This is a genomic window from Stenotrophomonas sp. SbOxS2, assembly GCF_013416715.1.
In the GTDB taxonomy this organism is placed as follows: domain Bacteria; phylum Pseudomonadota; class Gammaproteobacteria; order Xanthomonadales; family Xanthomonadaceae; genus Stenotrophomonas; species Stenotrophomonas lactitubi.
Genome location: NZ_JAAVXD010000001.1, coordinates 25,450 through 50,232 on the forward strand (window position 1 = coordinate 25,450; position 24,783 = coordinate 50,232).

The 24,783-nt window shown below is 66.5% G+C and carries 22 protein-coding genes; 15 read left to right on the forward strand and 7 right to left on the reverse strand.

The features are described from left to right. Nucleotides 1-61: 61 nt before the first annotated feature. The 6 genes from HFK18_RS00180 (at nt 62) to HFK18_RS00205 (ending at nt 6,681) form a co-directional block, all read left to right on the forward strand. Entirely contained in the window at nt 62-553 is a 492-nt protein-coding gene (locus HFK18_RS00180) for a peptidylprolyl isomerase (protein WP_025879436.1), read from the forward strand. Nucleotides 554-676: 123 nt separating this feature from the next. Then, nucleotides 677-1,663 (forward strand): malate dehydrogenase, encoded by a 987-nt coding sequence (locus tag HFK18_RS00185; protein WP_025879435.1) that lies wholly within the window; start codon nt 677-679, stop codon nt 1,661-1,663. A 124-nt stretch (nt 1,664-1,787) separates the two neighbouring features. Then, a complete protein-coding gene (locus HFK18_RS00190) occupies nt 1,788-2,402 on the forward strand; it encodes an RluA family pseudouridine synthase (RefSeq protein WP_180163700.1) in 615 nt (204 codons plus the stop codon). A 611-nt stretch (nt 2,403-3,013) separates the two neighbouring features. Beyond that, nucleotides 3,014-4,894, forward strand: coding sequence for a propionate--CoA ligase (gene prpE, locus HFK18_RS00195; protein WP_180163701.1), 1,881 nt, complete (start codon nt 3,014-3,016; stop codon nt 4,892-4,894). Nucleotides 4,895-5,087: 193 nt separating this feature from the next. Next, nucleotides 5,088-5,591: a hypothetical protein gene (locus tag HFK18_RS00200; RefSeq protein ID WP_180163702.1), complete on the forward strand. Its 504-nt coding sequence runs from the start codon at nt 5,088-5,090 to the stop codon at nt 5,589-5,591. 46 nt (nt 5,592-5,637) lie between these two features. Then, entirely contained in the window at nt 5,638-6,681 is a 1,044-nt protein-coding gene (locus HFK18_RS00205; RefSeq protein ID WP_180163703.1) for a suppressor of fused domain protein, read from the forward strand. A gap of 65 nt (nt 6,682-6,746) precedes the next feature. On the opposite strand, the gene HFK18_RS00210 is transcribed toward HFK18_RS00205, so the two are convergent. The 5 genes from HFK18_RS00210 to HFK18_RS00230 all read right to left on the reverse strand — a co-directional run bounded on the left by HFK18_RS00210 (nt 6,747) and on the right by HFK18_RS00230 (nt 12,115). Continuing rightward, nucleotides 6,747-7,358, reverse strand: coding sequence for a glutathione S-transferase N-terminal domain-containing protein (locus HFK18_RS00210; protein ID WP_100463223.1), 612 nt, complete (start codon nt 7,356-7,358; stop codon nt 6,747-6,749). 86 nt (nt 7,359-7,444) lie between these two features. Next, a complete protein-coding gene (locus tag HFK18_RS00215) occupies nt 7,445-7,903 on the reverse strand; it encodes a cell wall hydrolase (RefSeq protein WP_025878087.1) in 459 nt (152 codons plus the stop codon). Between the two features lie 299 nt (nt 7,904-8,202). Then, a complete protein-coding gene (locus HFK18_RS00220) occupies nt 8,203-10,233 on the reverse strand; it encodes an NADPH-dependent 2,4-dienoyl-CoA reductase (protein WP_180163704.1) in 2,031 nt (676 codons plus the stop codon). 91 nt (nt 10,234-10,324) lie between these two features. Then, complete coding sequence (locus tag HFK18_RS00225; protein ID WP_180163705.1) at nt 10,325-10,954, reverse strand: hypothetical protein; 630 nt, start codon at nt 10,952-10,954, stop codon at nt 10,325-10,327. A 141-nt stretch (nt 10,955-11,095) separates the two neighbouring features. Further along, nucleotides 11,096-12,115: a zinc-binding alcohol dehydrogenase family protein gene (locus HFK18_RS00230; protein WP_180163706.1), complete on the reverse strand. Its 1,020-nt coding sequence runs from the start codon at nt 12,113-12,115 to the stop codon at nt 11,096-11,098. A 359-nt stretch (nt 12,116-12,474) separates the two neighbouring features. On the opposite strand from HFK18_RS00230, the gene HFK18_RS00235 reads away from it, so the two are divergent. The 4 genes from HFK18_RS00235 to HFK18_RS00250 all read left to right on the forward strand — a co-directional run bounded on the left by HFK18_RS00235 (nt 12,475) and on the right by HFK18_RS00250 (nt 15,538). After that, nucleotides 12,475-13,563, forward strand: a complete 1,089-nt coding sequence (locus HFK18_RS00235; RefSeq protein ID WP_176021648.1) for an OmpA family protein — start codon at nt 12,475-12,477, stop codon at nt 13,561-13,563. A gap of 217 nt (nt 13,564-13,780) precedes the next feature. Further along, a complete protein-coding gene (locus tag HFK18_RS00240) occupies nt 13,781-14,287 on the forward strand; it encodes a hypothetical protein (RefSeq protein WP_049467667.1) in 507 nt (168 codons plus the stop codon). Between the two features lie 20 nt (nt 14,288-14,307). After that, a complete protein-coding gene (locus HFK18_RS00245) occupies nt 14,308-15,117 on the forward strand; it encodes a pseudouridine synthase (protein ID WP_180163707.1) in 810 nt (269 codons plus the stop codon). Nucleotides 15,118-15,202: 85 nt separating this feature from the next. Next, complete coding sequence (locus HFK18_RS00250; RefSeq protein ID WP_180163708.1) at nt 15,203-15,538, forward strand: hypothetical protein; 336 nt, start codon at nt 15,203-15,205, stop codon at nt 15,536-15,538. Nucleotides 15,539-15,657: 119 nt separating this feature from the next. On the opposite strand, the gene kbl is transcribed toward HFK18_RS00250, so the two are convergent. Then, a complete protein-coding gene (gene kbl, locus HFK18_RS00255; protein ID WP_180163709.1) occupies nt 15,658-16,863 on the reverse strand; it encodes a glycine C-acetyltransferase in 1,206 nt (401 codons plus the stop codon). 210 nt (nt 16,864-17,073) lie between these two features. Here kbl and HFK18_RS00260 point away from each other — a divergent pair, with 210 nt between their 5' ends. Then, nucleotides 17,074-17,766: a TorF family putative porin gene (locus tag HFK18_RS00260; RefSeq protein WP_089239045.1), complete on the forward strand. Its 693-nt coding sequence runs from the start codon at nt 17,074-17,076 to the stop codon at nt 17,764-17,766. Nucleotides 17,767-17,963: 197 nt separating this feature from the next. Here the strand turns inward: HFK18_RS00260 and tdh are convergent, their stop codons facing one another. Beyond that, the gene (gene tdh, locus HFK18_RS00265) at nt 17,964-18,986 is read right to left on the reverse strand and encodes an L-threonine 3-dehydrogenase (protein ID WP_032952044.1); all 1,023 of its coding nucleotides are present in this window, start codon (nt 18,984-18,986) and stop codon (nt 17,964-17,966) included. A gap of 339 nt (nt 18,987-19,325) precedes the next feature. Here tdh and HFK18_RS00270 point away from each other — a divergent pair, with 339 nt between their 5' ends. From HFK18_RS00270 to HFK18_RS00285, 4 genes are all read left to right on the forward strand, one after another. Beyond that, nucleotides 19,326-21,488, forward strand: coding sequence for a S46 family peptidase (locus HFK18_RS00270; RefSeq protein ID WP_180163710.1), 2,163 nt, complete (start codon nt 19,326-19,328; stop codon nt 21,486-21,488). Between the two features lie 217 nt (nt 21,489-21,705). Then, nucleotides 21,706-22,350, forward strand: coding sequence for a histidine phosphatase family protein (locus HFK18_RS00275; protein ID WP_180163711.1), 645 nt, complete (start codon nt 21,706-21,708; stop codon nt 22,348-22,350). A 42-nt stretch (nt 22,351-22,392) separates the two neighbouring features. Then, nucleotides 22,393-23,664, forward strand: coding sequence for a bifunctional tetrahydrofolate synthase/dihydrofolate synthase (gene folC / locus HFK18_RS00280; RefSeq protein WP_180163712.1), 1,272 nt, complete (start codon nt 22,393-22,395; stop codon nt 23,662-23,664). A gap of 81 nt (nt 23,665-23,745) precedes the next feature. Further along, nucleotides 23,746-24,783, forward strand: coding sequence for an SPOR domain-containing protein (locus HFK18_RS00285; RefSeq protein WP_180163713.1), 1,038 nt, complete (start codon nt 23,746-23,748; stop codon nt 24,781-24,783).

Here is a 24,783-nt window from a genome sequence, read left to right on the forward strand (position 1 = left end):
TGTCACGGGGGAGGTGTATCCTTATGGGGCTGATTACACACCCCGCATCCCAAGGATCTGCATGTCCCTCATCGCCACTTTCGACACCACCCAGGGCCCGATCAAGGTCGAGCTGTTCGCCGACAAGGCGCCGCTGACGGTCGCCAACTTCGTGAACCTGGTCAAGCGCGGCTTCTATGATGGCCTGATCTTCCACCGCGTGATCCCCGATTTCATGATCCAGGGCGGTTGCCCGCAGGGTCGTGGCACCGGCGGCCCGGGCTACAAGTTCGAAGACGAGAAGAATGGTGTGAAGCACCAGATCGGCTCGCTGTCGATGGCCAACGCCGGCCCGAACACCAATGGCAGCCAGTTCTTCATCACCCACATCAAGACCGATTGGCTGGACGGCAAGCACACCGTGTTCGGCCAGGTCCTGGAAGGCCAGGCGATCGTCGATTCGGTCAAGCAGGGCGACGTGATCCATTCGATCACCCTGGAAGGCGACACCGACGCCGTGCTCGCCGCCCAGGCTGAGCGCGTGGGTGAGTGGAACAAGATCCTCGCCGCCTGATCCGCCCCCGACGGCCCCCTGCAGAGGGGGCCGTTTCCATGTTGCGGCCGCCCCGCCAGGCCATCCCCGCCCGCGCGGCCATCTTCTACAACGCTACTTAGCTTCTTAGCAGAGGAAATCCCCATGAAAGCACCTGTTCGTGTTGCCGTGACCGGCGCCGCCGGCCAGATCGGCTACGCCCTGCTGTTCCGTATCGCCTCCGGTGAAATGCTGGGCAAGGACCAGCCGGTCATCCTGCAGCTGCTGGAGCTGCCGGTCGACAAGGCCCAGGCCGCCCTGAAGGGCGTGATGATGGAACTGGAAGACTGCGCGTTCCCGCTGCTGGCCGGCATGGTCGGCACCGACGATGCTGAAGTCGCCTTCAAGGACGCCGACATCGCCCTGCTGGTCGGCGCGCGTCCGCGCGGCCCGGGCATGGAGCGCAAGGATCTGCTGCTGGAAAACGCAAAGATCTTCACCGCCCAGGGCGCCGCACTGAACAAGGTCGCCAAGCGTGACGTGAAGGTGCTGGTGGTCGGCAACCCGGCCAACACCAACGCCTACATCGCGATGAAGTCGGCACCGGACCTGAACCCGCGCAACTTCACCGCCATGCTGCGCCTGGACCACAACCGTGCGCTGAGCCAGCTGTCGACCAAGCTCGGCAAGCCGGTTGCCGGCATGGAGAAGCTGGTGGTGTGGGGCAACCACAGCCCGACCATGTACCCGGACTACCGTTTCGCCACCGCCGATGGTGCGTCGATCGCCGATGCGATCAACGACCAGGAGTGGAACGCCAACACCTTCATCCCGACCGTCGGCAAGCGCGGCGCGGCGATCATCGAAGCCCGTGGCTCATCCTCGGCTGCTTCGGCCGCCAACGCAGCGATCGACCACGTGCGTGACTGGGTGCTGGGCAGCAACGGCAAGTGGGTCACCATGGGCGTGCCGTCCGACGGTTCCTACGGGATTCCGGAAGGCGTGATCTTCGGCTTCGCGGTCACCACCGAGAACGGCGAGTACACCCTGGTCAAGGATCTGCCGGTCGACGACTTCAGCCAGAAGTACATCGACAAGACCCTGGCCGAGCTGGAAGAAGAGCGCGCCGGCGTCGCCCACCTGCTGGGCTGATGCGGTCTGTGCCGGCAGCTTGCCGGCACGTTTTCCATCAGGGTAGGTGCCGGCCGTTGGCCGGTACGCAGGAAACGGGGAGGCTTCGGCTTCCCCGTTTTCGTATGGAGCACCTGGCAACGACATGATCCACCTGCATTACATCGACGAGGCGCTGCTGGTGGCCGAGAAGCCTGCCGGCCTGCTGTCCGTGCCCGGCCGCTCGGCGGAGAACCAGGACTGCGTGGTCGCGCGGTTGCAGGCGGTGTATGCCGATGCGCTGACCGTGCATCGCCTGGACCAGGTCACCTCCGGCCTGCTGCTGCACGCGCGTGGCAAGGACATGCAGGTGGCGCTGTCGATGCAGTTCGAGAAGCGCGAGGTGGGCAAGCGTTATGAAGCCATCGTGCAGGGGCTGCTTGAAGGAGATGCGGGTGAAGTGGATCTGCCGCTGATCGTCGACTGGCCGAACCGCCCGAAGCAGATGGTCGACCACGAACGCGGCAAGCCGGCACTGACCCGGTGGCGCGTACTGTCGCGTGACATCGCGGCGCAACGCACGCGTGTTGAACTGGAGCCGGTCACCGGCCGCAGCCACCAGTTGCGCCTGCACATGGCCAGCCTCGGTCATCCCATCGTCGGCGACGTGCTGTACGGCGCGGACGCCGCGCAGCGCGTGCACCTGCATGCGCGGAAGCTGCAGTTCACCCATCCGGTGACGGGCGAGGCGCTCGCGTTCGAGTCTGCGACTCCGTTCTAGAGAGTGGGTGTATCGGCAGGGCTGCGCCCTGCACCTGCCGAATCAACGGCAACAGCAACAGCGGGATTCCGTGGGTTGGCGGGGCGGTGTCGGATTGCGGGGACGCCGCAAGTACGTCCCTGTAGGCTTGGCAGCCGCATCCATGCGGCTGACACCCCGCAATCCGACACCGCCCCACCTTCGACAGATTTCCGATGGCCGATGGGTCCACGCTTTGCGTGGATCAAATCCATCGGAATCGAATATTTCGACAATTCATCGAAAAGCATCCACGCATGGCGTGGATCTACGTGTCGACCAAGGTCGACAGCTACCAACAGCAGCCCAACAGCAGCGGGAAATTGTCGGAGGCGGGGAGGGGGCAGATGGCGGGGGCGTGAGCGCCATGGATGGCGCGACCGAGCTTACATGGACGTACTTGCAGCGACCCCCGCCATCTGCCCCCTCCCCGCCATCCCACGGACTGCACGCTTTTGCCGTTGCCGTTGCTCCGGCCTCGGCGGGTGCAGGGCGCAGCCCTGCCGGCAACACACCCCCTACCAAGGTAGGGCGGCCCGCGCGCCAGCGCCGGACTATGCTCGAACCATGACTTTGTCTGGGAGGGCTGCGTCATGAACTACGAGGAAACCTACCGCCGTTCGATCGACGAGCCGGAGGCATTCTGGGGCGAGGAAGCCAAGCGCATCCATTGGCACAAGCCACCGCAACAGGTGCTCGACTACAGCAACCCGCCGTTCCGGCGCTGGTTCGTCGGTGGCGAAACCAATCTCTGCTACAACGCCGTCGACCGGCATCTGGCCGACCGCCCGGACCAGCTTGCGCTGGTCGCCATCTCCACCGAAACCAACAGCACCCGTGAAATCACCTATCGCCAGCTGTATCGCGAAGTGAACGACTTCGCCGCCGTGCTGAAACACCTTGGTGTCGGCCACGGCGACCGCGTGGTGATCTACATGCCGAACATGGCCGAGGCCGTGTTCGCCATGCTTGCCTGTGCACGTATCGGTGCGGTGCACTCGGTGGTGTTCGGTGGTTTCGCCGCGCACAACCTCGCGCTGCGCATCGACGATGCCAAGCCGAAGCTGCTGATCGCTGCAGATGCCGGTATGCGTGGCGGCAAGCTCATTCCGTACAAGGCGATGGTCGATGCCGCCTGCGCCGAAGCCAGCAATCCGCCGCCGCGCGTGCTGATCGTGTCGCGCGGGCTGGACCCGGCCGAGCCCCGCATCGAAGGGCGTGATGTCGAGTACGCCAGCCTGCGTGCGCAGATCGGGCAGACCGATGTGCCGGTGCAATGGCTGGAATCGAGCGAGCCCAGCTACCTGCTGTATACCTCCGGCACCACCGGCAAGCCGAAGGGCGTGCAGCGCGATGTCGGTGGCTATGCGGTGGCGATGGCGCAGTCGATGCAGACCGTGTTCGACTGCAAGCAGGGGCAGGTGATGTTCTCCACCTCCGACGTCGGTTGGGCCGTGGGCCATTCCTACAACGTGTATGGCCCGCTGATCGGCGGCTGCACCTCGCTGCTGTACGAAGGGCTGCCGACCAACCCCGATCCGGGCATCTGGTGGGCGCTGTGCGAGCAGTACAACGTACGCACGATGTTCTCTTCGCCGACGGCGATCCGCGTGCTGAAGAAGCACGACGCCGATTTCATCCACCGGCACGACCTGGATGCGCTGAAGTATCTGTTCCTGGCTGGCGAGCCGCTGGACGAACCGACCGCACACTGGATCAGCGACGCGCTGGGCAAGCCGATCATCGACAACTACTGGCAGACCGAAACCGGCTGGCCGGCATTGACGCTGCTGCCAGGCCTGGACATGAAACCGGTGCGTTTCGGCTCACCGGGTTTCCCCAATCTCGGCTACCGGATGAAGGTGATCGACGAGAACACCGGTGAAGAAGTGGCTGCCGGGCAGAAGGGCGTGCTGGTGATGACGCCGCCGTTGCCGCCGGGCTGCATGAGCACGGTCTGGAATGACGACAGCCGCTTCCTGCAGAGTTACTTCAGCCACTTCAAGGAACTGCTGTACAGCTCGCTGGACTGGGCCATCCGCGATGACGATGGCTATACCTTCATCCTGGGCCGCACCGACGATGTGATCAACGTGGCTGGCCACCGCTTGGGCACGCGTGAGATCGAAGAGGCGATCTCCAGTCACCCGCGCGTGGCCGAGGCCGCGGTGATCGGAGTGAAGGACGAGTTGAAGGGGCAGGTGCCGCTGGTGTTCGTGACACTCAAGCAGGGCCTTGATGGCGAAGACCCGGCGGCGGTGGTGGCCGAGATGATGGCCACGGTGACCGCGTCGCTGGGGGCGGTGGCGCGGCCAGCGCATGTGCACGTGGTCAACGCGCTGCCCAAGACCCGTTCGGGCAAGCTGCTGCGGCGTTCGCTGCAGGCATTGGCCGAGCAGCGCGATCCCGGCGATCTGTCGACGCTGGACGACCCGGGTGCGCTGGAAGAGATCCGCCGCGCGCTGGGGCGTTGATCCGGTCCTGTAGAGCCGAGCCCATGCTCGGCTGCCCGGGTCAGGTACACGCAGCCGAGCATGGGCTCGGCTCTACAGAGATCCAGCGGTGCTGCAGCGCAGCTTCCTCGCCGCCACCGGTGCGCTAAGCTCGCCCCCGGGGAGCGTGCCCGCAAGGGCACGCATGCGTATCGCATCGAGGGAGGGGGGAGCTATGGCACTGCTGCATGCCAAGACGGCCGCTGGCCGCCAGGAGATCGAAGACCGCGCCCGGCGCCTGCCGGCGGCGCTGCGTTCGATCCTGTTGATGGTGGACGGTCAGCGCGATGAAAGCGAACTGCGCGGCTTGTTCGAAGGACTGCGCGCACCGCAGGATGCGCTGGAGCAGTTGGCCGCACTCGGCCTGATCGAAGTGGTCGGCGGCAGGGCCGAACCTGCCCCGCAGCGCGGACTCTGCAGCGGCCGCGAGCAGGATCCGGCGCTGTACCAGCAGTTGTACGATGCGATGAGCGATGCCGTGCGCCGCCATCTCGGCCTGAAAGGCTACTTCATGCAGTTGAAGATCGAGCGCTGTACCGACGCGGTCACCCTGGAACGGCTGTGCCCGGAAATGATCACCGCGATCGGCAAGGCGCGCAGCCCGGCGCTGGCCCAGCGCTGGTGGCAGGAGGTCCAGGTGTCGCTGGCACCGGTCACCGCCGAGGTCGTGCCCGGCTGACACGCGGGGTAAAGTGGTCCGCTCTTTTTCCGCCCAGGAGCCCCGCATGCAGGACGACACCGATACACCCGGTTGGGATGCGATCAATGCCGCATTGGCGCCGCTGTACGCCGGCCAGGAGCCGCGTCACTTCGGTACCGCGTTGCCGTACACGCTGGGTGGCCAGGATCCGCTCGACGGCATCAGCGTGTACTGGGTGGAAGCACCGGTTCCGCATTGGCACTACGTCACCTACGGTTTGTCCGAACTGTATGCAAAAGAGAGCAGCGATGCGGCCACCAGTGGCTACGGCTTCGAGCTGACGTTCCGCCTGGCTGCGGACAAGGGCGAGCATGCGGAGAGCACGCCGCCGGCGTGGCCGATGAACCTGCTGCAGAATCTGGCGCGCTATGTGTTCAGCAGCGGCAATGTGTTCGAGGATGGACACCACCTCAACGCCAACGGCCCGATCGCGCTGGAGACCGACACCCGGCTTTGCCATCTGGCGTTCGTCGCTGATCCGCAGTTGCCCGCGCGCGATACCGCCAATGGGCAGCTGCAGTTCCTGCAGGTGGTGGGGCTGACCGACGGGGAAATGGACGCGATCAAGCGCTGGTCCACGCGCGGTGTGCTGCAGGTGCTCGAGCCGGCGATGCCGTTGTGGATCACCGATCTGCATCGCGGCAACCTGCTGGATGATCCGGCGCTGGCCGCGCAGGTGCAGGCCGGCAGCGAGCGTGAGGGATCCAGTACCGGCATGTTGTTCATCGAGACGCTGGACTGGCGGCAGACGGCGGGCATCACCACGCTGGTGCTGGGGGCGGGGCAGGTCAGCAGCGTGGGTGAGCTGCTGCCACTGCGCCTGCGCCACGGCAAGGCACTGACGCTGGTCAGCCGCGAACGGCAATGGGAGTTCGTTCCTGCTACCGATGGCGCCACCACGGTCGAGGGCGACAACGTGCGCTGGCTACTGGACGACGCGGCGTTGCAGTCCTGGCATGAAGTGCGGCCGCAACGCGGTACCTACACGGTGTCGAGCACATTGCAGGTTGAAGTGGTGCCGACGTTCCTGCGCGATGCGAAGGGCGAAGTGATCCGCGAAATCGGCTGACCGCGTCGATGGTACCGATGGAGTCGGAGCCGTTCGCGCTGCGAACGGATCCGACACCGGTTCCATCAGGCCAGGCCTTCGGCCTTCAGCGCCGCCTGCACGCCCGGATCGGCGTCCATGCGCGCCTTGTAGGCGGCCAGGTTGTCCAGGCCCGACAGGTCAACCTTGGTGCCGGCGGCCCAGCGCAGGGTGATGTAGAAGTAGGGATCGGCGAAGCTGCGGAAACCGGCCAGCCACGGCTTGTCGGCCAGCTGCTTGTCGGCGGTCTCGAACAGTGCGCGCAGGCGCTTGTGTGCAGCGGCGCGGATCGCGTCGTACTGCCCTTCATCGGCGATGAACTTGCCCGGCGAGAACAGCGGCGAGAACGCCGGGTGCACGTCGGAGTTGACGAAGGCCAGCCAGCGGGTGGCTTCAGCGCGCTGGCGCGGGCTGCCATCGCCGCCGAGACCGGCCTGCGGGTAGGTGTCGGCGATGTAGCCCATGATCGCTGCGTTCTGCAGCAGCACGAAGTCGCCATCGACGACCGCCGGCACGGCGCCGGCCGGATTGATCTTGAGGAATTCCGGACCCTTCAGGGTGTCCTTGTTCAGCAGTTCGACCTCGAACGGCTGGCCGGTCCACTGCAGGGCGATGTGGTCGGCGGTGGAACAGGCACCGGGCTTGCTGTACAGCTTCATGGGAACTCCAGGCGGGGTGTGGCGGGAAACCCCCACTATCCCAGAGCCCACCGGCGCGCAGCAACGCTGCCGCCGGCAACGGATCGTTACGACTGCCGGGGCTTGAGGTTCTGCACTTTGTAGAAGGTGTGATCGCCGATGGTGGCCACCTGGTACGCATTGCGCCAGTTCGGGCTGGCAATCGCCAGCGCAGCGAAGTGGCTGGCGCCGGGTACGATCTCGCGGCGCTCACCGGCCGGCAGCGCCCAGTTGCGCTCGGCGTCGAAGGCCACGTCCATCGCTTCACTCCAGGCCGCATCGTTGCCCAGCTGGGTGCCGGGGGAGACGATGGTTGGGGCGAACTGCTTGCGCGCGGTCACCACCTGGCACATCGAGTCGCCCCAGAGGCCGCTGTCGAGACGACGCAGGGCGACCTCGGCCACGGCCTGCTGGCCGCGCAGGGTCTGGTCGCGGGCTTCCAGGTAGACGGTGGTGCTCAAACACAATGAATCAGCGGCCGGCTGCGGCAACAACTGCGACAGCCAGAGAATCCAGGCCAGTTTCATATAACTCCTTGCTCCGTGTGGGACGCACCTGGCGGTTCCGGCAGCGCAGGCTGCTGGAGGCGGGGTACGACTTGGCGTCATGGGGAGGCGGCCATCGGGGCTGCCCCGTGGGCGGCCCCAAGAACACGATCGTGGATCGATCGGCGGGGTCCGCACCGGCTCACCGGAAACTGGCTGGTGAGCGGAAAGATGGCGCAAGGTAGGGGGGCATTGCCGAACGCATCCTGAATCGTCCGGCTTGACATTCAGCTTGGGGGCCGGTGACGGAAATCACATTCCGGCCCCTATTCAGGTATTGATCAGAGCGCGGCGGCGACCCGGCTGCCCTGATCGATGGCACGTTTTGCATCGAGTTCGGCGGCCACATCGGCACCGCCGATCAGCTGTGCGGCGATGCCGGCTGCCTGCAGTTCGGCCTGCAGCGCGCGCTGCGGTTCCTGACCGGCACAGATCACCACGTGGTCGACCGGCAGCAGCTGATCGCTGCCATCGACGCGGATGCGCAGGCCCGCATCGTCCACGCCCAGGTACTCGACACCGCCCAGCATGCGCACGCCCTTGGCCTTCAGCGTGGCGCGGTGGATCCAGCCGGTGGTCTTGCCCAGGCGCGCACCGGGCTTGCCGGCGCTGCGCTGCAGCAGCCACAGCCTGCGCGGCGAGGCTTCCACGGCCGGCCGGGCCAGTGCGCCGCGGGCCTCGAAGGTGGCATCCACGCCCCATTCGGCCATCCAGCGCTGCGGGTCCAACGATGGAGAAGGGCCGTCATGGGCAAGGAACTCGCCGACATCGAAGCCGATGCCGCCGGCGCCGATGATGGCGGCGCTGGCACCGACCTCGACCCGGCCCAGCAGCACGTCCAGGTAGTTCACCACCTTGGCGTGGTCGGCACCGGGGAAATCGACCTTGCGCGGCACGATGCCGGTGGCCAGCACGACCTCATCAAAACCGGCCAGGCTGGCCGCGTCGGCACGGGTGCCCAGGCGCAGCTGCACGCCGGTCTCGGCCAGTTTGTGGCGGAAGTAGCGCAGGGTCTCGTGGAATTCTTCCTTGCCAGGAATGCGCTTGGCCACGTTGAACTGGCCACCGATCTCCTCGCTGGCATCGAACAGGGTGACCTGGTGGCCGCGTTCGGCAGCGACCGTGGCGCAGGCCAGGCCGGCCGGCCCTGCGCCGACCACGGCCACCCGCTTCGGTGCGGTGGTCGGGGTATAGACCAGTTCGGTCTCGTGGGCAGCGCGCGGGTTGACCAGGCAACTGGCCAGCTTGTTCTCGAACACGTGGTCCAGGCAGGCCTGGTTGCAGGCGATGCAGGTGTTGATGGCCTCGGCACGGCCGGCGCGGGCCTTGTTCGGCCACTGCGGATCGGCCAGCAGCGGGCGTGCCAGCGACACCATGTCGGCCCCGCCATCGGCGAGGATGCGCTCGGCAACATCGGGCATGTTGATGCGGTTGGTCGCCACCAGCGGAACCTTTACATGCGGCTTCAACTTGGCGGTGACACTGGCGAACGCGCCACGCGGTACCGACGTGGCAATGGTCGGAATGCGCGCTTCGTGCCAGCCGATACCTGAGTTGATGATCGTAGCGCCAGCGGCTTCGATGGCCTGGGCTTGCTGCACGATCTCTTCCCAGTTGCTGCCGTCTTCGACCAGGTCGACCAGCGACAGGCGGTAGATGATGATGAAATCCGGACCACAGGCTTCGCGGATGCGCCGCACGATCTCCACCGCGAAGCGCATGCGCTGTGCGGCATCACCACCCCAGCGGTCGTTGCGCTTGTTGGTGCGCGGGGCGATGAACTCGTTGATGAGGTAGCCCTCCGAGCCCATCACTTCCACGCCGTCGTAGCCGGCCTCGCGGGCCAGCTTCGCGCTGCGTGCGTAGTCGGCGATGTGCCGCTCGACGCCGCTGGCCGACAAGGCGCGCGGGGTGAACGGATTGATCGGCGCCTTCAGCTTCGACGGCGCCACCGACAGCGGGTGATAGGCATAGCGCCCGGCATGCAGCAGCTGCAGGCAGATCTTCGCGCCGTGCTGGTGCGCGGCGGCGGTCAGCTGCCGATGCGGGCGCACTTCCCAGGGCCAGGACAGCTTGCCGCCGAACGGCTTGAGCCAGCCCACCACGTTCGGTGCGAAGCCGCCGGTGACGATCAGGCCGACACCGCCTTCGGCACGCTCGGCGAAGTAGGCGGCCAGGCGCGGGAAGTCGCGTGCGCGGTCTTCCAGGCCGGTGTGCATCGAGCCCATCAGCACCCGGTTGCGCAGCTGGGTGAAGCCCAGGTCCAGCGGGGCGAACAGGTGGGGGTAGGCGCTTTCGTTGGCTGGCGACATGTCGATACGCTTGCGTACGGAAGCGCGAAGGGTGCCGCGAAACGGCGCCGGGGGCAAGGGCTGGCAGATGGGGAGCGCCGGTCGCTATGGGTCAGGGGGCCTGCGGTTGCCGGCCAGCGGCCGGCACTACCGGTACGCGGCCGATCCCGAACCAGCCGAGGGTGATCCCGCACAGCGGCCCGATCAGCGACGCGAAGGCGAGCGTGCCGACGCCGACGTTGCCGCCCAGCCACCAGCCCAGCAGCAGCACGCTGCCTTCAATCAGGCTCCGCACCTTCCAGATCGGCCAGCCGGTGCGCGCGTGCAACCCGGTCATCAGGCCATCGCGCGGGCCCGGGCCCAGCTTCGCGCCGATGTACAGGCCGGTGGCCAGCGCCACCAGCAGCATGCCGGCGCAGAACATCGCCACCTGCCAGCCCAGGCCGACGGCCGGGGGCAGCAGCCACAGCCCGAACTGGGCCGAGGGGCCGATCAGCATCACGTTGAGCACGGTGCCGACGCCTGGCTTCTGTCGCAGCGGCCACCACAGCAGCAGTACCAGCGCGCCGATGACATTGGTGGCCAGGCCGAACGACAACGGTGTCTGTGCAGCGATGCCCTGCGACAGCACATCCCACGGCGCGACACCGATCGCGGCGCGGATCATCAGCGAGGCGCCGAAGCCATAGAGGAACAGGCCGATGATCAGTTGCAGCAGGCGGAGGGGCAGGGCGGTGGGCATGACGGGCTCGGGGGGGAGGGGGATCTGTTTCCACCCTATCCCCGAAATGGGCCATTCAATAGATACAGATGCCGGCCAATCCACTGCCACAGGTCGCAACCAACGAAACACCGGGCAGCGCCCGGTGCGCGCGGCAGTCAATCAATCGTCCCAGCCGGCCAGCGCCAGCTTGCCGATGGTGCGGCCGCCGGCCAGGCGCTGGTGGGCGGTTTCCAGGTTGGCCGCATTGATCGGCCCCAGCACTTCGCTCAGCGTGCCGCGCGACTGCCCCGCATCGATCATGCTGGCGGCGCGGTTGAGGATGCGGTGCTGCTCGATGCGGTCGGCGGTGGCAAAGCGCGCGCGGGCGAACATGAATTCCCAATGGATGCCGATGCACTTGGCCTTGTACGGATCGCCGATGCGCAGCGGGCCGCGCGGTTCGACGATCAGGCCGACATGTCCCTGCGGCGCCAGCAGATGGCCCAGTTCGTCCCAGTAGTGGTCGGTATCGGCCAGATTGAGTGCCACCTGCACGTCGTCGACGCCAAGCGCCTGCAGCTGCGGCAGCAGCGGCTGGCGATGATCGATCACATGCTGGGCGCCCATCCGCCGGCACCAGTCGATCGAGGCTTCACGCGAGGCGGTGGCAATCACCTCGAATCCTGCGTGGTGGGCCAGCTGGATCGCCATCGAGCCGACGCCGCCGGCACCACCGATCACCAGCAGGCGCTGGCCGGCGTGGCGGCGGTCATCAAGCAGCAGGGGCATGCGCTGGAACAGCAGTTCCCACGCGGTCAGGGTGGTCAGCGGCAGCGCGGCTGCTTCGGCGAAGTCGAGGGTGGTCGGTTTGCGCGCCACCAGCCGCTCATCCACCAGCTGATACTGCGCATTGCAGCCAGGGCGGGTGACATCACCGGCGTAGTAGACCTCGTCACCGGAGGCGAACAGGCTGGCCTCCTCGCCCATCGCTTCGACCACGCCTGCCGCGTCCCAGCCGAGAATGCGCGGAGTATCCAGCGATGCGGCCGACGTGCCTGCACGCAGCTTCCCATCCACGGGATTGACGGAAAGTGCTTCGACACGGATCAGCAGGTCACGGCCCCGCGGCGGCTGCGGTGGTGGCAACACCAGATCGCGCAGGGCAGGGGCGGATTCACGGCACAGGGCGACGGCTTTCATTGCGGCTCCAGCTCGGTTCCTGTCTGCATCATAAGGTTCCTCACCTCGATGGGCGCGCGCTGAACCGCTTTGCGATAAACCAGAGGCAAAACTGTCGCATCTGGCCCTTAAACCCTTCCAAACCCTTGTGGTGTGTGGGTCTTGCGGATTTTCATCATCCTGTATAGGGTTTCAACGTCGGACCGGTGGCCGGTCGTGCGCAGCGCTTCACATGTTACGGGACTGTTAACATGACCTTCACCCGCCTGAGCATAATGTTCGCGGCGGTGGCGTGCTGAATCGGCTGTCTGAACATCGACGCAGTAGTGCTGGCCCATGCCTCTACCGGTTTCATACCCCCGAAATAGGAGCTGTACTCAATGAACAAGAAGATCCTTACTGCCGCGCTGCTGGGCGGTCTGGCTTTCGCCCAGGCTGCGTCGGCGCAGGAGTTCGATGACCGCTGGTACCTGACCGGTTCGGCCGGCTTCAACTTCCAGGATAACGACCGTCTGACCAACGACGCTCCGTTCGTGACCCTGGGTCTGGGCAAGTTCATCAGCCCGAACTGGTCGCTGGATGGTGAGCTGAACTACCAGAACCCGAACTTCGACGCCAACCAGGATCAGAACTGGTCGCAGTACGGCGTGTCGTTCGATCTGCGTCGCCACTTCATCAAGGAAGGCCGCGGCTGGAACCCCTACATCGTGGGCGGCCTGGGCTACCAGAAGTCTGAAGAAGAGTACGCAGCTGGCCCGAACGGCCCGGCCGACCGCAAGGACGGCAACCTGGCTGCCAAGCTCGGCGTCGGCCTGCAGACCACCTTCGACAAGCGCGTTGCTGTCCGCGCCGAAGTGGCCTACCGCGCTGACTTCGACGACCAGAGCATCGCCGCGCGCGACGAAAGCTGGTTCGGCGACGTGCTGGCTTCGGTCGGCGTCGTGATCCCGCTGGGCCCGGCCCCGGTGGCTGCTGCTCCGGCTCCGGCTCCGGTTGCCCCGAGCTGCGCCGACCTGGATGACGACGGTGACGGCGTCAACAACTGCGACGACAAGTGCCCGAACTCGCAGCCGGGTCAGACCATCGGTCCGGACGGTTGCCCGGTGCCGGTCTCGATCGACCTGAAGGGCGTGAACTTCGACTTCGACAAGTCGAACCTGCGTCCGGACGCTGTGGCCATCCTGAGCGAAGCCACCGAGATCCTGAAGCGTTACCCGGATCTGCGCGTTGAAGTCGCCGGTCACACCGACTCGAAGGGTACCGACGCTTACAACCAGAAGCTGTCGGAGCGCCGCGCCACCGCGGTGTACAACTACCTGACCAAGAACGGCGTCGACGCTGGCCGTCTGGCCGGTCCGATCGGCTACGGCGAGAGCCGTCCGATTGCGCCGAACACCAACCCGGATGGTTCGGACAATCCGGAAGGTCGCGCCAAGAACCGTCGTACCGAGCTGAACGTCCAGAACTAAGTTCTGACGCTCTGCCAGTAAGACACAGCAGGACCCGGCTTCGGCCGGGTCTTGTTGTTTGTGCGGCCCGGCATGATGAATCAGCACTTCAGTGGCGACCGTTCGTCGGCGATTTGCCCATGAAACCAATGAGTTGCCGTATTCATTGAAAGTGGCGCTTGAAAGATGACGCGGCATTGCTAAACTCGCCGCGTCACTTCCTTTCGTGGATGCCCTCATGCTGCGCTCTGCATCGGCTGCCGTTCTGGCGCTGGCCCTGGTTCCTGCTGCTCACGCTGCGGTCGATTGCTCGGTCAACACCAGCGCTTCGCCGCTGCCGTTGCCGGCCACGGCCGTCGCCCCGGTGGCCGACGAGCTGTACATCCGCAGCAGCCAGCTGGGCATGGCCAGCGGCGTGCTGGGCAGCAGCTACGATCCGTCCCAGTCGCTGGACCAGGTGCTGCAGCGGTTGCGCATCGATGGCTGCCAGAACATCGCCAAGGCGATTCCGAGTGCGCCGGCGGTGAAGCCGAATGATCCGGCCGCGTACAAGCCGCAGACCGAGTTCGACAACACGCCGTGGCGCTTCGACATGAGCCAGAACGGCAAGCGCATGACCGCCGAAGAGTTCGACGCCTGGATGAAGGCGCGCGGCGTGCGCGTGGTCAAGGCGCGTCCGGTTCCGGCCGCCACCCCGGCCGCAGCCGAAGTACCGGCTGAGACCAAGCCGGTCGACAAGAAGTAAGCGCGGCGGGGAGCAGAGGCTTGCGCACGCGCCGCCCACCTGCTGCCCCCGCTGCCCGCTCCCACGCTGCGCGTGGGCGTGCGAATCCTCCTGCGGTTTCCGCTGGCGTGCGCCATGGCCTGGCGCGCGTGCTGTCCAAGGCCGGCGTGTGCTCGCGCAGCGAAGCCGCGCGCTGGATCGCCGATGGCCGTGTCCGTGTCGCCGGGCGCATCGTCCGTGATCCGGAATTTCCGATTGCCAGCCCGGCGCCGCCGATCGAGGTCGACGGCCAGCCGATGGGCGCACCACAACGCCTGTACCTGATGCTCAACAAGCCGCGCGGGGTGGTCACCACCGTGCAGGACGAGCGTGGCCGCGACACGGTGTACCGCTGCTTCGATGGCGCGGGCCTGCCGTGGATCGCGCCGGTCGGTCGCCTGGACAAGGCCAGTGAAGGCCTGTTGCTGTTCAGCAACGATCCGCAGTGGGCTGCACGCCTGACCGATCCGGAGACCGGCCCGCAGAAGACCTACCACGTGCAGGTGGATCGCCTGCCCGATGACGACACCCTGGCGGCGCTGCGCGCCGGTGTCGAAGACGAGGGTGAATTCCTCCTTGCCCTGGCCGTGCGCGTGCTGCGCAGCGGCGACAAGACCGCCTGGTTGGAGGTGGTCCTCGACGAGGGCCGCAACCGCCATATCCGTCGCCTGCTGGCGGCCTTCGACCTGCAGGTGCTGCGCCTGGTCCGCGTTGCGATCGGAGAGCTCACGCTCGGCGATCTCGGCAAGGGCCAGTGGCGGGCGCTGGAGGTCAGCGACCAGCAGCGGCTGGGGGCCGCTGCACCGGGCTGAGTGATGCCCACGGCCGGCGGTTGCCGGCCACCGTTCCAGGCGTGGGGGGCGCCTGGTTGTCGAATGTCCAGAACGGAGCCTGCCCATGTATCACCCGACCCTCAAGCAAACCCTGCGCTGCGCCAGCCTGTTGTTGCCGATCGTGCTGTTGACCGCGTGTGGCGGCCACAAGAAAACGGCCAAGGCCGATCGCCCGGCCGAGACCCCGGTGGTTGAAGTGAAGACCCCGGAACTGGATGGCCGCGGCAGCTATCGCTTCATGATGAGCAACGGCGACCAGAAGATGACCGCCGACCAGTTCGATGCCTGGATGAAAGCCAATGGCATCCGCGTGGCCAAGGGCAATGGGCAGGATGCCGTCGCCAAACCGGTGGTGGTCGCCAGCAAGGACGAGCCCAAGGACAAGAAGAAAAAGAAATGACGCGCGTCGCGCGTCATTTCGGTAGCGCCGGGCCGTGCCCGGCGAGCGCCTGGCGCGGCTATCGGGAAACCGCCGGGCATGGCCCGGCGCTACCCGTGGGGATCCGACCCCGCCGGTGATCAGCCCTTGATCACGCCCAGCTCGACGCCGATGCGGGTGAACGCATCGATCGCACGGTCCAGATGCTCACGGCTGTGCGCGGCGCTGATCTGGGTGCGGATGCGCGCCTGGCCCTTGGGTACCACCGGGAAGAAGAAGCCGATCGCATAGATGCCTTCTTCCAGCAGGCGCTCGGCGAACTTCTGCGCCAGCGGTGCGTCGTACAGCATCACCGGGCTGATCGGGTGCACGCCGGGCTTCACGTCGAAGCCGGCAGCGGTCATCTTCTCGCGGAAGTAGGTGGTGTTTTCGGCCAGGGTGCTGCGCAGGTCATCGGCTGCGGCCAGCATCTCGAACGCCTTGATGCCGGCGGCAACCACGTGCGGCGGCAGCGAGTTGGAGAACAGGTACGGGCGCGAACGCTGGCGCAGCAGCTCGATCACTTCGGCGCTGGCGCAGGTGAAGCCACCCAGTGCGCCGCCCATGGCCTTGCCCAGGGTGCCGGTGATGATGTCGATCTTCTCCAGCACGCCCTTGACCTCGGCCGAGCCGCGGCCCGTCGCGCCGAGGAAGCCGGTGGCATGGCATTCGTCGATGTGCACCAGCGCGTTGTACTTCTTCGCCAGTGCGGTGATTTCGTCCAGCGGCGCGATGAAGCCATCCATCGAGAACACGCCGTCGGTGGTGATCAGCTTGGTCTTGCAGCCGGCAGCATCGGCGGCCTGCAGCTGCGCCTCTAGGTCGGCCATGTCGCAGTTGGCGTAGCGGAAGCGCTTGGCCTTGCACAGGCGCACACCGTCGATGATCGAAGCATGGTTCAACGCATCGGAGATGATCGCGTCGTTCTCGCCCAGCAGCGGCTCGAACAGGCCGCCGTTGGCGTCGAAGCAGGCCGCGTAGAGGATGGTGTCCTGCTTGCCGAAGAAACCGGCGATCTGTGCTTCCAGCTGCTTGTGCAGGTCCTGGGTGCCGCAGATGAAGCGCACCGATGCCATGCCGAAACCATGGCTGTCCAGCGCGTCCTTCGCGGCCTGGATCAGGTCCGGATGGTCGGCCAGGCCAAGGTAGTTGTTGGCGCAGAAATTCAGCACCGTGCGGCCGTCTTCGAGGGTGATCTCGGCGGACTGCGGGCTGGTGATGATGCGCTCGGACTTGAACAGGCCCTGGGCGCGGATGGCGTCCAGTTCCTCAGCATAGTGGCGGGTCAGGGCGGAGGAGTCGGTCATGGCGTGGGCACGGCTCAGCACGGGAAACCACTGATTCTACCGGGCATCGACGGCTGCGGACCGGGCCGGAGGGGGCACCGCCATGGCCGGCACATGTTGCATCGCAATAGCAAACGGGTTAAAAATTCGTGAACCGGGCCTGTCTGGCTCCGGTCGCTGCGCCCGCTGCAGATCCCGCCTTCCACGCCACCGCCCCCACCGGAGACGCCCATGAAGCACGCCCGTGCCTGCCTCGCCATTGCCGCCGCCCTGACCCTCGCGCCGTTCGCCGCCAGTGCCCAGGACAACGAATCTCCGTACAGCTGGAACGTCACCGCCGTCTCGGACTACCTGTTCCGTGGTGTGTCGCAGACCGATGAGGATCCGACCCTGCAGGCCGGCTTCACCTACACCAGCCCGGTCGGCCTGTATGCCGGCGTCTGGGGCTCGGGCGTCGACTTCGGCGCAGGCGATCCGAAGACCGAGGTCGACTACCTGATCGGCTACGGCGTGGACGTGACCGAGCGCGTCAACTTCGACGTGCTGTTGAACCGTTACACCTACCTCAAGTCCAGCCACCAGAACTACAACGAGCTGATCACCACCACCACGCTGGACGACACCTACAAGCTGACGGTGGCCTACAGCAACGACGTGTGGAACAGCAGCACCGATGGCTGGTACTTCGGCCTGGGTGGCAGCTGGGGCCTGCCGAAGGAGTTCACGCTCAACGCCAACGTCGGCCGCAGCACCTTCGAGGATGGGATCGCCAAGGACTACACCGACTGGAATGTCGGCGTCGCCCGCCAGTTCGGCCTGTTCAACGTCGGCCTGGGCTACTACGGCACCGACGGCAATGGCCGCGACAACTCCGGCAAGCTGGCGCACAGCCGGGTGATGCTGAGCGTGGCGGTCGGAAAGTAACGCCGCAGGCGTTACCGGTAGTGCCGGCCGCTGGCCGGCAACACCAAAGAAAAAGGCGCCCAACGGGCGCCTTTTTCAATTCCTGCCGCGTTCCTGACCCCGGCTGGGTGAGAGCCCCCTTGTTGTTCAAGGGGGCGCGCCGCAGGCGCGGGGATAAGGAAACCTGCGCGGATTCAACGTGGCGAAGCCACGATGAATCAATTCCAGCTCAATACCACCTTGCCTGCCTTGCCTTCTTCCATCAGGTCGAAGCCCTTCTGGAAATCGTCGATCGGCAGCTGGTGGGTCATCACCTTGCCGAGCGGGAAGCCGGACAGCACCAGCTGGGTCATCTTGTACCAGGTCTCGTACATCTTGCGGCCGTAGATGCCCTGCACGGTCAAGCCCTTGAAGATGATCTTGTCCCAGTCGCAGCCGGCGCCCTTGGGCATGATGCCGAGCATGGCGATCTTGCCGCCGTGGTACATGCAGTCGAGCATGTCGTTGAACGCGCGCGGATTGCCGCTCATTTCCAGGCCCACGTCGAAGCCCTCCATGTGCAGTTCCTTCATCACGTCCTTCAGCGACGTGTTGGCAACGTTGACCACTCGCGTGGCGCCCATGTCGGCGGCCAGCTTGAGGCGGAAGTCGTTGACGTCGGTCACCACCACGTTGCGTGCACCGATGTGCTTGCAGATGCCGGCGGCGATGATGCCGATCGGGCCGGCGCCGGTGATCAGCACGTCTTCGCCGATGACGTTGAATTCCAGCGCGCAGTGCGCGGCATTGCCGTACGGGTCGAAGAAGGCGGCCAGCTCGGACGGGATCTGGTCGGGGATCGGCCACAGGTTGCTGGCCGGCATCACCATGTATTCGGCGAACGCGCCGTTGACGTTGACGCCGATGCCGACGGTGTTCGGGCACAGGTGCGGACGACCGCCGCGGCAGTTGCGGCAGTGGCCGCAGACGATGTGGCCTTCGGCCGACACGCGCTGGCCGATCTCGTAGCCGGTCACGCCCGGGCCGATCTCGGCGATGCGGCCGACGAACTCATGGCCGATGGTCAGGCCGGGCTTGATCGTGCGCTGGCTCCATTCGTCCCACAGGTAGATGTGCAGGTCGGTGCCGCAGATCGCGGTCTTTTCCAGCTTGATCAGGACCTGGTTGGGGCCCGGGGTCGGCACCGGAACCTCTTCCATCCAGATGCCCTTGGCCGCTTCGCGCTTGACCAGGGCCTTCATCGTTTGCTGCGCCATCGGGGTGGAACTCATCAGGGGGAAAGCGCGGATTATAGGGCGCTACGCGGATTTCCCATGTTGCGCTGCGGGTGCATTGGTGGAACGAAAGCTGCACGCAGGCGGGCGTTTCGAACGTTGCCGCTGCGCTCGCCGGGCATGGCCCGGCGCTACCCCGCATGGCGGCTGCCCCGGTAGCGCCGGGCCATGCCCGGCGGATGCGTGGGTGCCAACCGCGGTTGGCTGCTACCGGGGCATCGGGGCGTCCGGCCCATGACTTCCGGGGTTCGGGGCGGGGCAGGGTGGCGGGCTACAATCGAAGGTTCCACTACCAGGGGCCGCTCCATGCGCTCGAACCTGCTTGCATTCTCCGTCGTCGCCAGCCTTGGGCTGGTCCAGGTCGCCCATGCCGCTGAAGGCATGTGGGTGCCGCAGCAGCTGCCGGAAATCGCCGGCCCGCTGCAGAAGGCCGGCCTCAAGCTGTCCCCGGAACAGCTGGCCAACCTGACCGGCGACCCGATGGGCGCCGTGGTCGCGCTGGGCGGCTGCACCGCCAGCTTCGTCTCGCCGCAGGGCCTGGTGGTCACCAACCACCACTGTGCCTACGGTGCGATCCAGCTGAATTCGACCGCGCAGAAGAACCTGATCAAGGATGGCTTCAACGCGCCCAAGCTCAGCGATGAACTGAGTGCCGGCCCGAACGCCCGCGTGTTCGTGCTCGACCAGATCACCGACGTCACCGCCCAGGCCAAGGCCGCCATCGCCGGCGCCGGCAAGGACCCGCTGGCCCGCAGCCGTGCGCTGGATGCCTTCGACAAGGCCCAGGTTGCCGCCTGTGAAGCCGATGCCGGTTTCCGCTGCCGCTTGTACAGCTTCTCCGGCGGCAACGCCTACCGCCTGTTCCGCAACCTGGAAATCAAGGACGTGCGCCTGGTCTATGCACCTCCGGGCAGCGTCGGCAAGTTCGGCGGCGACGTCGACAACTGGATGTGGCCGCGCCACACCGGTGATTTCTCGTTCTACCGTGCCTACGTCGGCAAGGACGGCAAGCCGGCGGCGTTCTCGGCCGACAACGTGCCGTACCAGCCCAAGCACTTCCTGAAGTTCGCCGATACGCCGCTGGGTGCCGACGACTTCGTGATGGTGGCCGGCTACCCGGGCCGCACCAACCGTTACGCGCTGGCCGGTGAGTTCAACGAGACCGCCAGCTTCACCTACCCGACCATCGCCCGCCACTACAACGCGGTGCTGAAGATGATCGCCGACGCCGGCAAGGCCGACGCCGACGTCAAGGTGAAGTACGCCGCCACCGCCGCCAGCATGAACAACGTGGCCAAGAACTACCTGGGCCAGCTGGAAGGCTTCAAGCGCATCGACGCCGCTGGCCAGAAGCAGGCCGAAGAAGCCGCCGTGCTGGCCTGGCTGAAGAAGCAGGGCGCTGCCGGCAAGCCGGCGCTGGCCGCACACGCGCAGCTGCTGCAGCACCTGGACACCAGCAAGTCCACGCGCGAGCGCGACCTGTTCGTTGGCCAGTTCAACAACACCTCGGCCGTCGGCGCGGCGATCACTCTGTACCGCCTGTCGATCGAGCGCAGCAAGCCGGACGCCGAGCGCGAAGCCGGCTACCAGGACCGTGACCTGACCACCATCGAAGGCAGCCTGAAGCAGATGGATCGCCGCTACGTGGCGAAGATGGACCAGCAGCTGCAGACCTACTGGCTGGACCAGTACGTGGCCCTGCCGGCCGCGCAGCGCGACAACGAAGTGTTGAACAAGTGGCTGGCCGGCAGCGATGCCACTGCCGTGAAGTCTCTGGTGACCAAGCTGAGCGGCACCGAGCTGGGCAGCCTGGACAACCGCCTGAAGTGGTTCAAGGCCGACCGCGCTGCCTTCGAAGCCAGCAATGATCCTGCCATCCAGTACGCGGTGGCCGTCATGCCGGCGCTGTTGAAGCAGGAAGAGCAGAAGAAGATCCGCGAAGGCGAATCGCTGACTGCCCGTCCGCTGTACCTGCAGGCCGTGGCCGACTACAAGAAGAGCCAGGGCGAGTTCGTCTACCCGGACGCCAACCTGTCGCTGCGCATCACCTTCGGCAACGTCATGGGCTATGGCAAGGACGGCGTGAAGTACACCCCGTTCACCACCCTGGAAGGTGTGGCGGCGAAGGAAACCGGTGAAGATCCGTTCGACTCGCCGAAGGCACTGCTCGATGCGGTCAAGGCCAAGCGTTACGGCGGCCTGGAAGACAAGCGGATCGGTTCGGTACCGGTGAACTTCCTGTCCAACCTGGACATCACCGGCGGCAACTCCGGTTCGCCGGTGCTCGATGCCAACGGCAAGCTGGTCGGCCTGGCCTTCGACGGCAACTGGGAATCGGTCAGCTCCAACTGGGTGTTCGACCCGGTGATGACCCGCATGATCGCCGTCGACAGCCGCTACATGCAGTGGATCATGCAGGAAGTGGCGCCGGCGCCGCAGCTGCTGAAGGAACTGAACCTGGCCAAATGAGATCCGCCGTCCCCGCGTGAGCGGGGACCGCCGGTTGTAGCGCCGAGCCATGCTCGGCGGGAATGGCCAGGAAACCTGAAACCTCGCGACGTCTGTCGCGGGGTTTTTTCATGCCCCGTCCGGCCCGGTCCGCCGAACAGGTATCATCCCTGTTCCGCGTACTTCACAGGATGTGAACACTGCGCCGGAACTCCTCCCCCAAGGACCCCTTGTTCGCATGCGCATCCTGCTTGCCCGTCACGGCGAAACGCCGTGGAACGCCGAAGGCCGCTACCAAGGCCAGATCGACATCCCGCTTTCGCCCATCGGTGAGGCCCAGGCCCAGGCGCTTGGCGCCCGCCTGGTTTCGGTGGACATCACCCGTGCGGTGGCCTCGCCGCTGTCGCGCGCCCAGCGCACCGCGCAGCTGGCCCTTGGCGCTGAGCGCGCCGACATGCTGCTGACCGAGCCGGAACTGCAGGAGATCGCCCACGGTGAGTGGGAAGGTCTGCTGGCCAGCGAAATCAACGAAAAAGATCCGTCGCGCCTGCAGGCCTGGCGCAATGAGCCCGACACCGTGCTGATGCCGGGCGGCGAGTCGCTGCGCCTGGTGCTGGAGCGCAGCTGGCGCGGCTTGGCCCGTGCCGTTGAAGGCCTTGGCGAACACGACACGCTGCTGGTGGTCGCCCACGACGCGGTCAACCGGGTGATCCTGTGCAAGGTGCTGGGCCTGCCGCTGTCGCGGCTGTGGACCTTCCGCCAGGCACCGACAACCCTCAACCTGCTTGAAGGCCCCGATCTGGACAGCCTGGAAGTGGTGCGCCTGAACGACTGCGCCCACCACACGCCGTTCTTCGGTGAAGCCAAGCACCGCGCACTCTGAATTTCCTGTCCTGAACCACCTGTACCTGTTGGAAGCCTTGCCGTGAAGAACACCCCGACCACTCTGGCCGATTGGCTGGATTACATTGAACGCCAGCACCCGGCCACCATCGACATGGGACTGGAGCGCGTGCGCACCGTGGCCACCGCGATGGGCCTGGGCACGCCGGCCAGGCACACCATCGTGGTCGGTGGTACCAACGGCAAGGGCTCCACCGTTGCCTTCATCGAAGCCATCGCGCGCGCTGCGGGCTGGAAGGTCGGTGCGTACACCTCACCGCACCTGCTGCGCTACAACGAGCGCGTGCGCATCGATGGCCAGGATGCCGATGACGCCGCACTGGTCGCTGCGTTCAACGTAGTCGAGGCCGCGCGCGGTGATGTGACGCTGACCTATTTCGAATACGGAACGCTGGCCGCGCTGCAGTTGTTCGCCGACGCCGATCTTGATCTGGCCGTGCTGGAAGTCGGTCTTGGCGGCCGCCTGGACGCGGTCAACATCGTCGACGCCGATGTGTCGGTGATCACCACCGTGGACATCGATCATGCCGAATGGCTGGGCGAGGACCGCGAGGCCATCGGTGCCGAGAAGGCCGGCATCATCCGCGGCTGGAAGCCGGTGATCCTGGGCGAGACCGATCCGCCGTCGAGCGTGCTGGCGCGCGCCTATCTGGTAGGTGCCAATGCGATCCGCGGTGGCAGCGATTATTTCTACGAACCGATCGACGCACAGCGTTGGCGTTGGCGCGATGTCGGCACCCGCCTGGAGCTGCCGACCCCGGCGCTGGCCGGGCCGATCCAGCTGGCCAACGCCGGTGCGGCGATTGCGGCGCTGCGTGCGCTGGACAAGCCGGTGCCGCGCGCGGCATGGGCCGCAGGCGTGGCCGCAGCGCGCATCGCCGGGCGGCTGCAGGCGTTCGAACGCGATGGCGTGCAGGTCCGCGTCGATGTCGGCCACAACCCGCAGGCGGCCGGCCAGCTGGCGCGTGCGCTGAAGGCCGAGGCGACCCCCGGGCGCACCCTGGCGGTGTACGCCGCGTTGCAGGACAAGGATGCCGTGGGCGTGGTGCAGGCCCTGCAGGACGTGGTGGGCGATTGGACCCTGGCCGGCCTGGAGGGGGCACGTGGGCAGAGCGCGGCGCAGCTGCAGGCGCGCTTGGCCGATACCGCCGCAGCTTCTGCGGCGCTGGCCGACACGGTCGAACAGGCGCTGGCGCAGGCGCTGGCCCGTGCCGAACGCGGCGACCGGGTACTGGTGTTCGGTTCCTTCCATACCGCCGCCGCTGCGCTGCAATGGCTGCAGGCCCACGCCTGACCGCCGTTCAGCCATTACCGACGCCGTCCGGTCGCGCACCCGTATAATCGACCGCAACGTCCAGCCTGCCGCCTGCCCTACGTGGATACGCCCCTGAAACAGCGTCTGATTGGTGCCATCGTCCTGGTGGCCTTGGCCGTCATCTTCCTGCCGATGCTCGTCAAGGGCCCGGCCCCGGACAGCGGTGTGGCCAATGTGCCGATCGCCGCGCCCGATGCGCCGGCAGATGGCCAGTTCGAAACCCGTGAACTGCCGCTGGTCGCGCCTGCCGGTGGCGCCACCGGATTGCAGAGCGGCCAGGCCCGTCCCGTCGAGGAGGCCGCTGCACCGGCTGCGCCGCCGACCGTGGACACCTCGCCAGCAGTCGCCGCCGGCAACTACGCGGTGACCTTCGGTGCCTACGGCAGCCAGGCCGACGCCGATGCAGTGGTCGCCTACCTGAAGCGCTCGCAGCTTCCGGGCTTCATCGAGACCGCATCGATCAACGGTCGCCCGGCCTGGCGCGTGCGCGTAGGACCGTATGCCGACCGTGCTCAGGCCGAAGCGGGCCGGCTGCAGGCGGTGAAGGTCCGTGCCGACGTGAAGGCAGAAGTCATCACCCTCGATGCGAAGCCCTCGACCAGCGCACCGGTGGCCAGCACGCCGGCGCCCGCGCCGAGCGCCAGTACCCCTGTCGCGGCGTCTACGCCGTCGGCGACCGGCAACCCGGTGCGCAGTGAAAGCCTGCCGCCGAGCACGCCGACCGCAGCAACAGCGCCGGTCACCAAGCCGGAACCGGCCAAGCCGGTGGTCAAGCCGGAACCGAAGCCCGAGCCCAAGCCGGAAGCGACCGCCAGCAAGCCGGCCACTCCGCCGACGACGCCGGCCGCGCCGGCTGCCAGCGGAGTAGGTTTTGCCGTGCAGCTCGGCGCATTCGGCCAAGCCAACGACGCCAACGCCTTGCGCGACAAGGTCCGCGCGGCAGGCTTCAGCGCCTTCGTCGAGCAGGTTCGCACCGAAAAGGGCAGCCTGCACCGGGTCCGCGTCGGGCCGGTGGCCAATCGTGCCGATGCCGAACAGTTGAAGGCGCAGGTCGCCGCCAAGGTCGGCGTGGCCGGCATGGTGCGCCCGCACCCATGA

Excerpts from the sequence above, each read along its gene's own strand:
- HFK18_RS00180 (WP_025879436.1), top strand. The coding sequence starts at position 62 with ATGTCCCTCATCGCCACTTTCGACACCACCCAGGGCCCGATCAAGGTC.
- HFK18_RS00185 (WP_025879435.1), top strand. The coding sequence starts at position 677 with ATGAAAGCACCTGTTCGTGTTGCCGTGACCGGCGCCGCCGGCCAGATC.
- HFK18_RS00190 (WP_180163700.1), top strand. The coding sequence starts at position 1,788 with ATGATCCACCTGCATTACATCGACGAGGCGCTGCTGGTGGCCGAGAAG.
- prpE (WP_180163701.1), top strand. The coding sequence starts at position 3,014 with ATGAACTACGAGGAAACCTACCGCCGTTCGATCGACGAGCCGGAGGCA.
- HFK18_RS00200 (WP_180163702.1), top strand. The coding sequence starts at position 5,088 with ATGGCACTGCTGCATGCCAAGACGGCCGCTGGCCGCCAGGAGATCGAA.
- HFK18_RS00205 (WP_180163703.1), top strand. The coding sequence starts at position 5,638 with ATGCAGGACGACACCGATACACCCGGTTGGGATGCGATCAATGCCGCA.
- HFK18_RS00210 (WP_100463223.1), bottom strand. The coding sequence starts at position 7,358 with ATGAAGCTGTACAGCAAGCCCGGTGCCTGTTCCACCGCCGACCACATC.
- HFK18_RS00215 (WP_025878087.1), bottom strand. The coding sequence starts at position 7,903 with ATGAAACTGGCCTGGATTCTCTGGCTGTCGCAGTTGTTGCCGCAGCCG.
- HFK18_RS00220 (WP_180163704.1), bottom strand. The coding sequence starts at position 10,233 with ATGTCGCCAGCCAACGAAAGCGCCTACCCCCACCTGTTCGCCCCGCTG.
- HFK18_RS00225 (WP_180163705.1), bottom strand. The coding sequence starts at position 10,954 with ATGCCCACCGCCCTGCCCCTCCGCCTGCTGCAACTGATCATCGGCCTG.
- HFK18_RS00230 (WP_180163706.1), bottom strand. The coding sequence starts at position 12,115 with ATGAAAGCCGTCGCCCTGTGCCGTGAATCCGCCCCTGCCCTGCGCGAT.
- HFK18_RS00235 (WP_176021648.1), top strand. The coding sequence starts at position 12,475 with ATGAACAAGAAGATCCTTACTGCCGCGCTGCTGGGCGGTCTGGCTTTC.
- HFK18_RS00240 (WP_049467667.1), top strand. The coding sequence starts at position 13,781 with ATGCTGCGCTCTGCATCGGCTGCCGTTCTGGCGCTGGCCCTGGTTCCT.
- HFK18_RS00250 (WP_180163708.1), top strand. The coding sequence starts at position 15,203 with ATGTATCACCCGACCCTCAAGCAAACCCTGCGCTGCGCCAGCCTGTTG.
- kbl (WP_180163709.1), bottom strand. The coding sequence starts at position 16,863 with ATGACCGACTCCTCCGCCCTGACCCGCCACTATGCTGAGGAACTGGAC.
- HFK18_RS00260 (WP_089239045.1), top strand. The coding sequence starts at position 17,074 with ATGAAGCACGCCCGTGCCTGCCTCGCCATTGCCGCCGCCCTGACCCTC.
- tdh (WP_032952044.1), bottom strand. The coding sequence starts at position 18,986 with ATGAAGGCCCTGGTCAAGCGCGAAGCGGCCAAGGGCATCTGGATGGAA.
- HFK18_RS00270 (WP_180163710.1), top strand. The coding sequence starts at position 19,326 with ATGCGCTCGAACCTGCTTGCATTCTCCGTCGTCGCCAGCCTTGGGCTG.
- HFK18_RS00275 (WP_180163711.1), top strand. The coding sequence starts at position 21,706 with ATGCGCATCCTGCTTGCCCGTCACGGCGAAACGCCGTGGAACGCCGAA.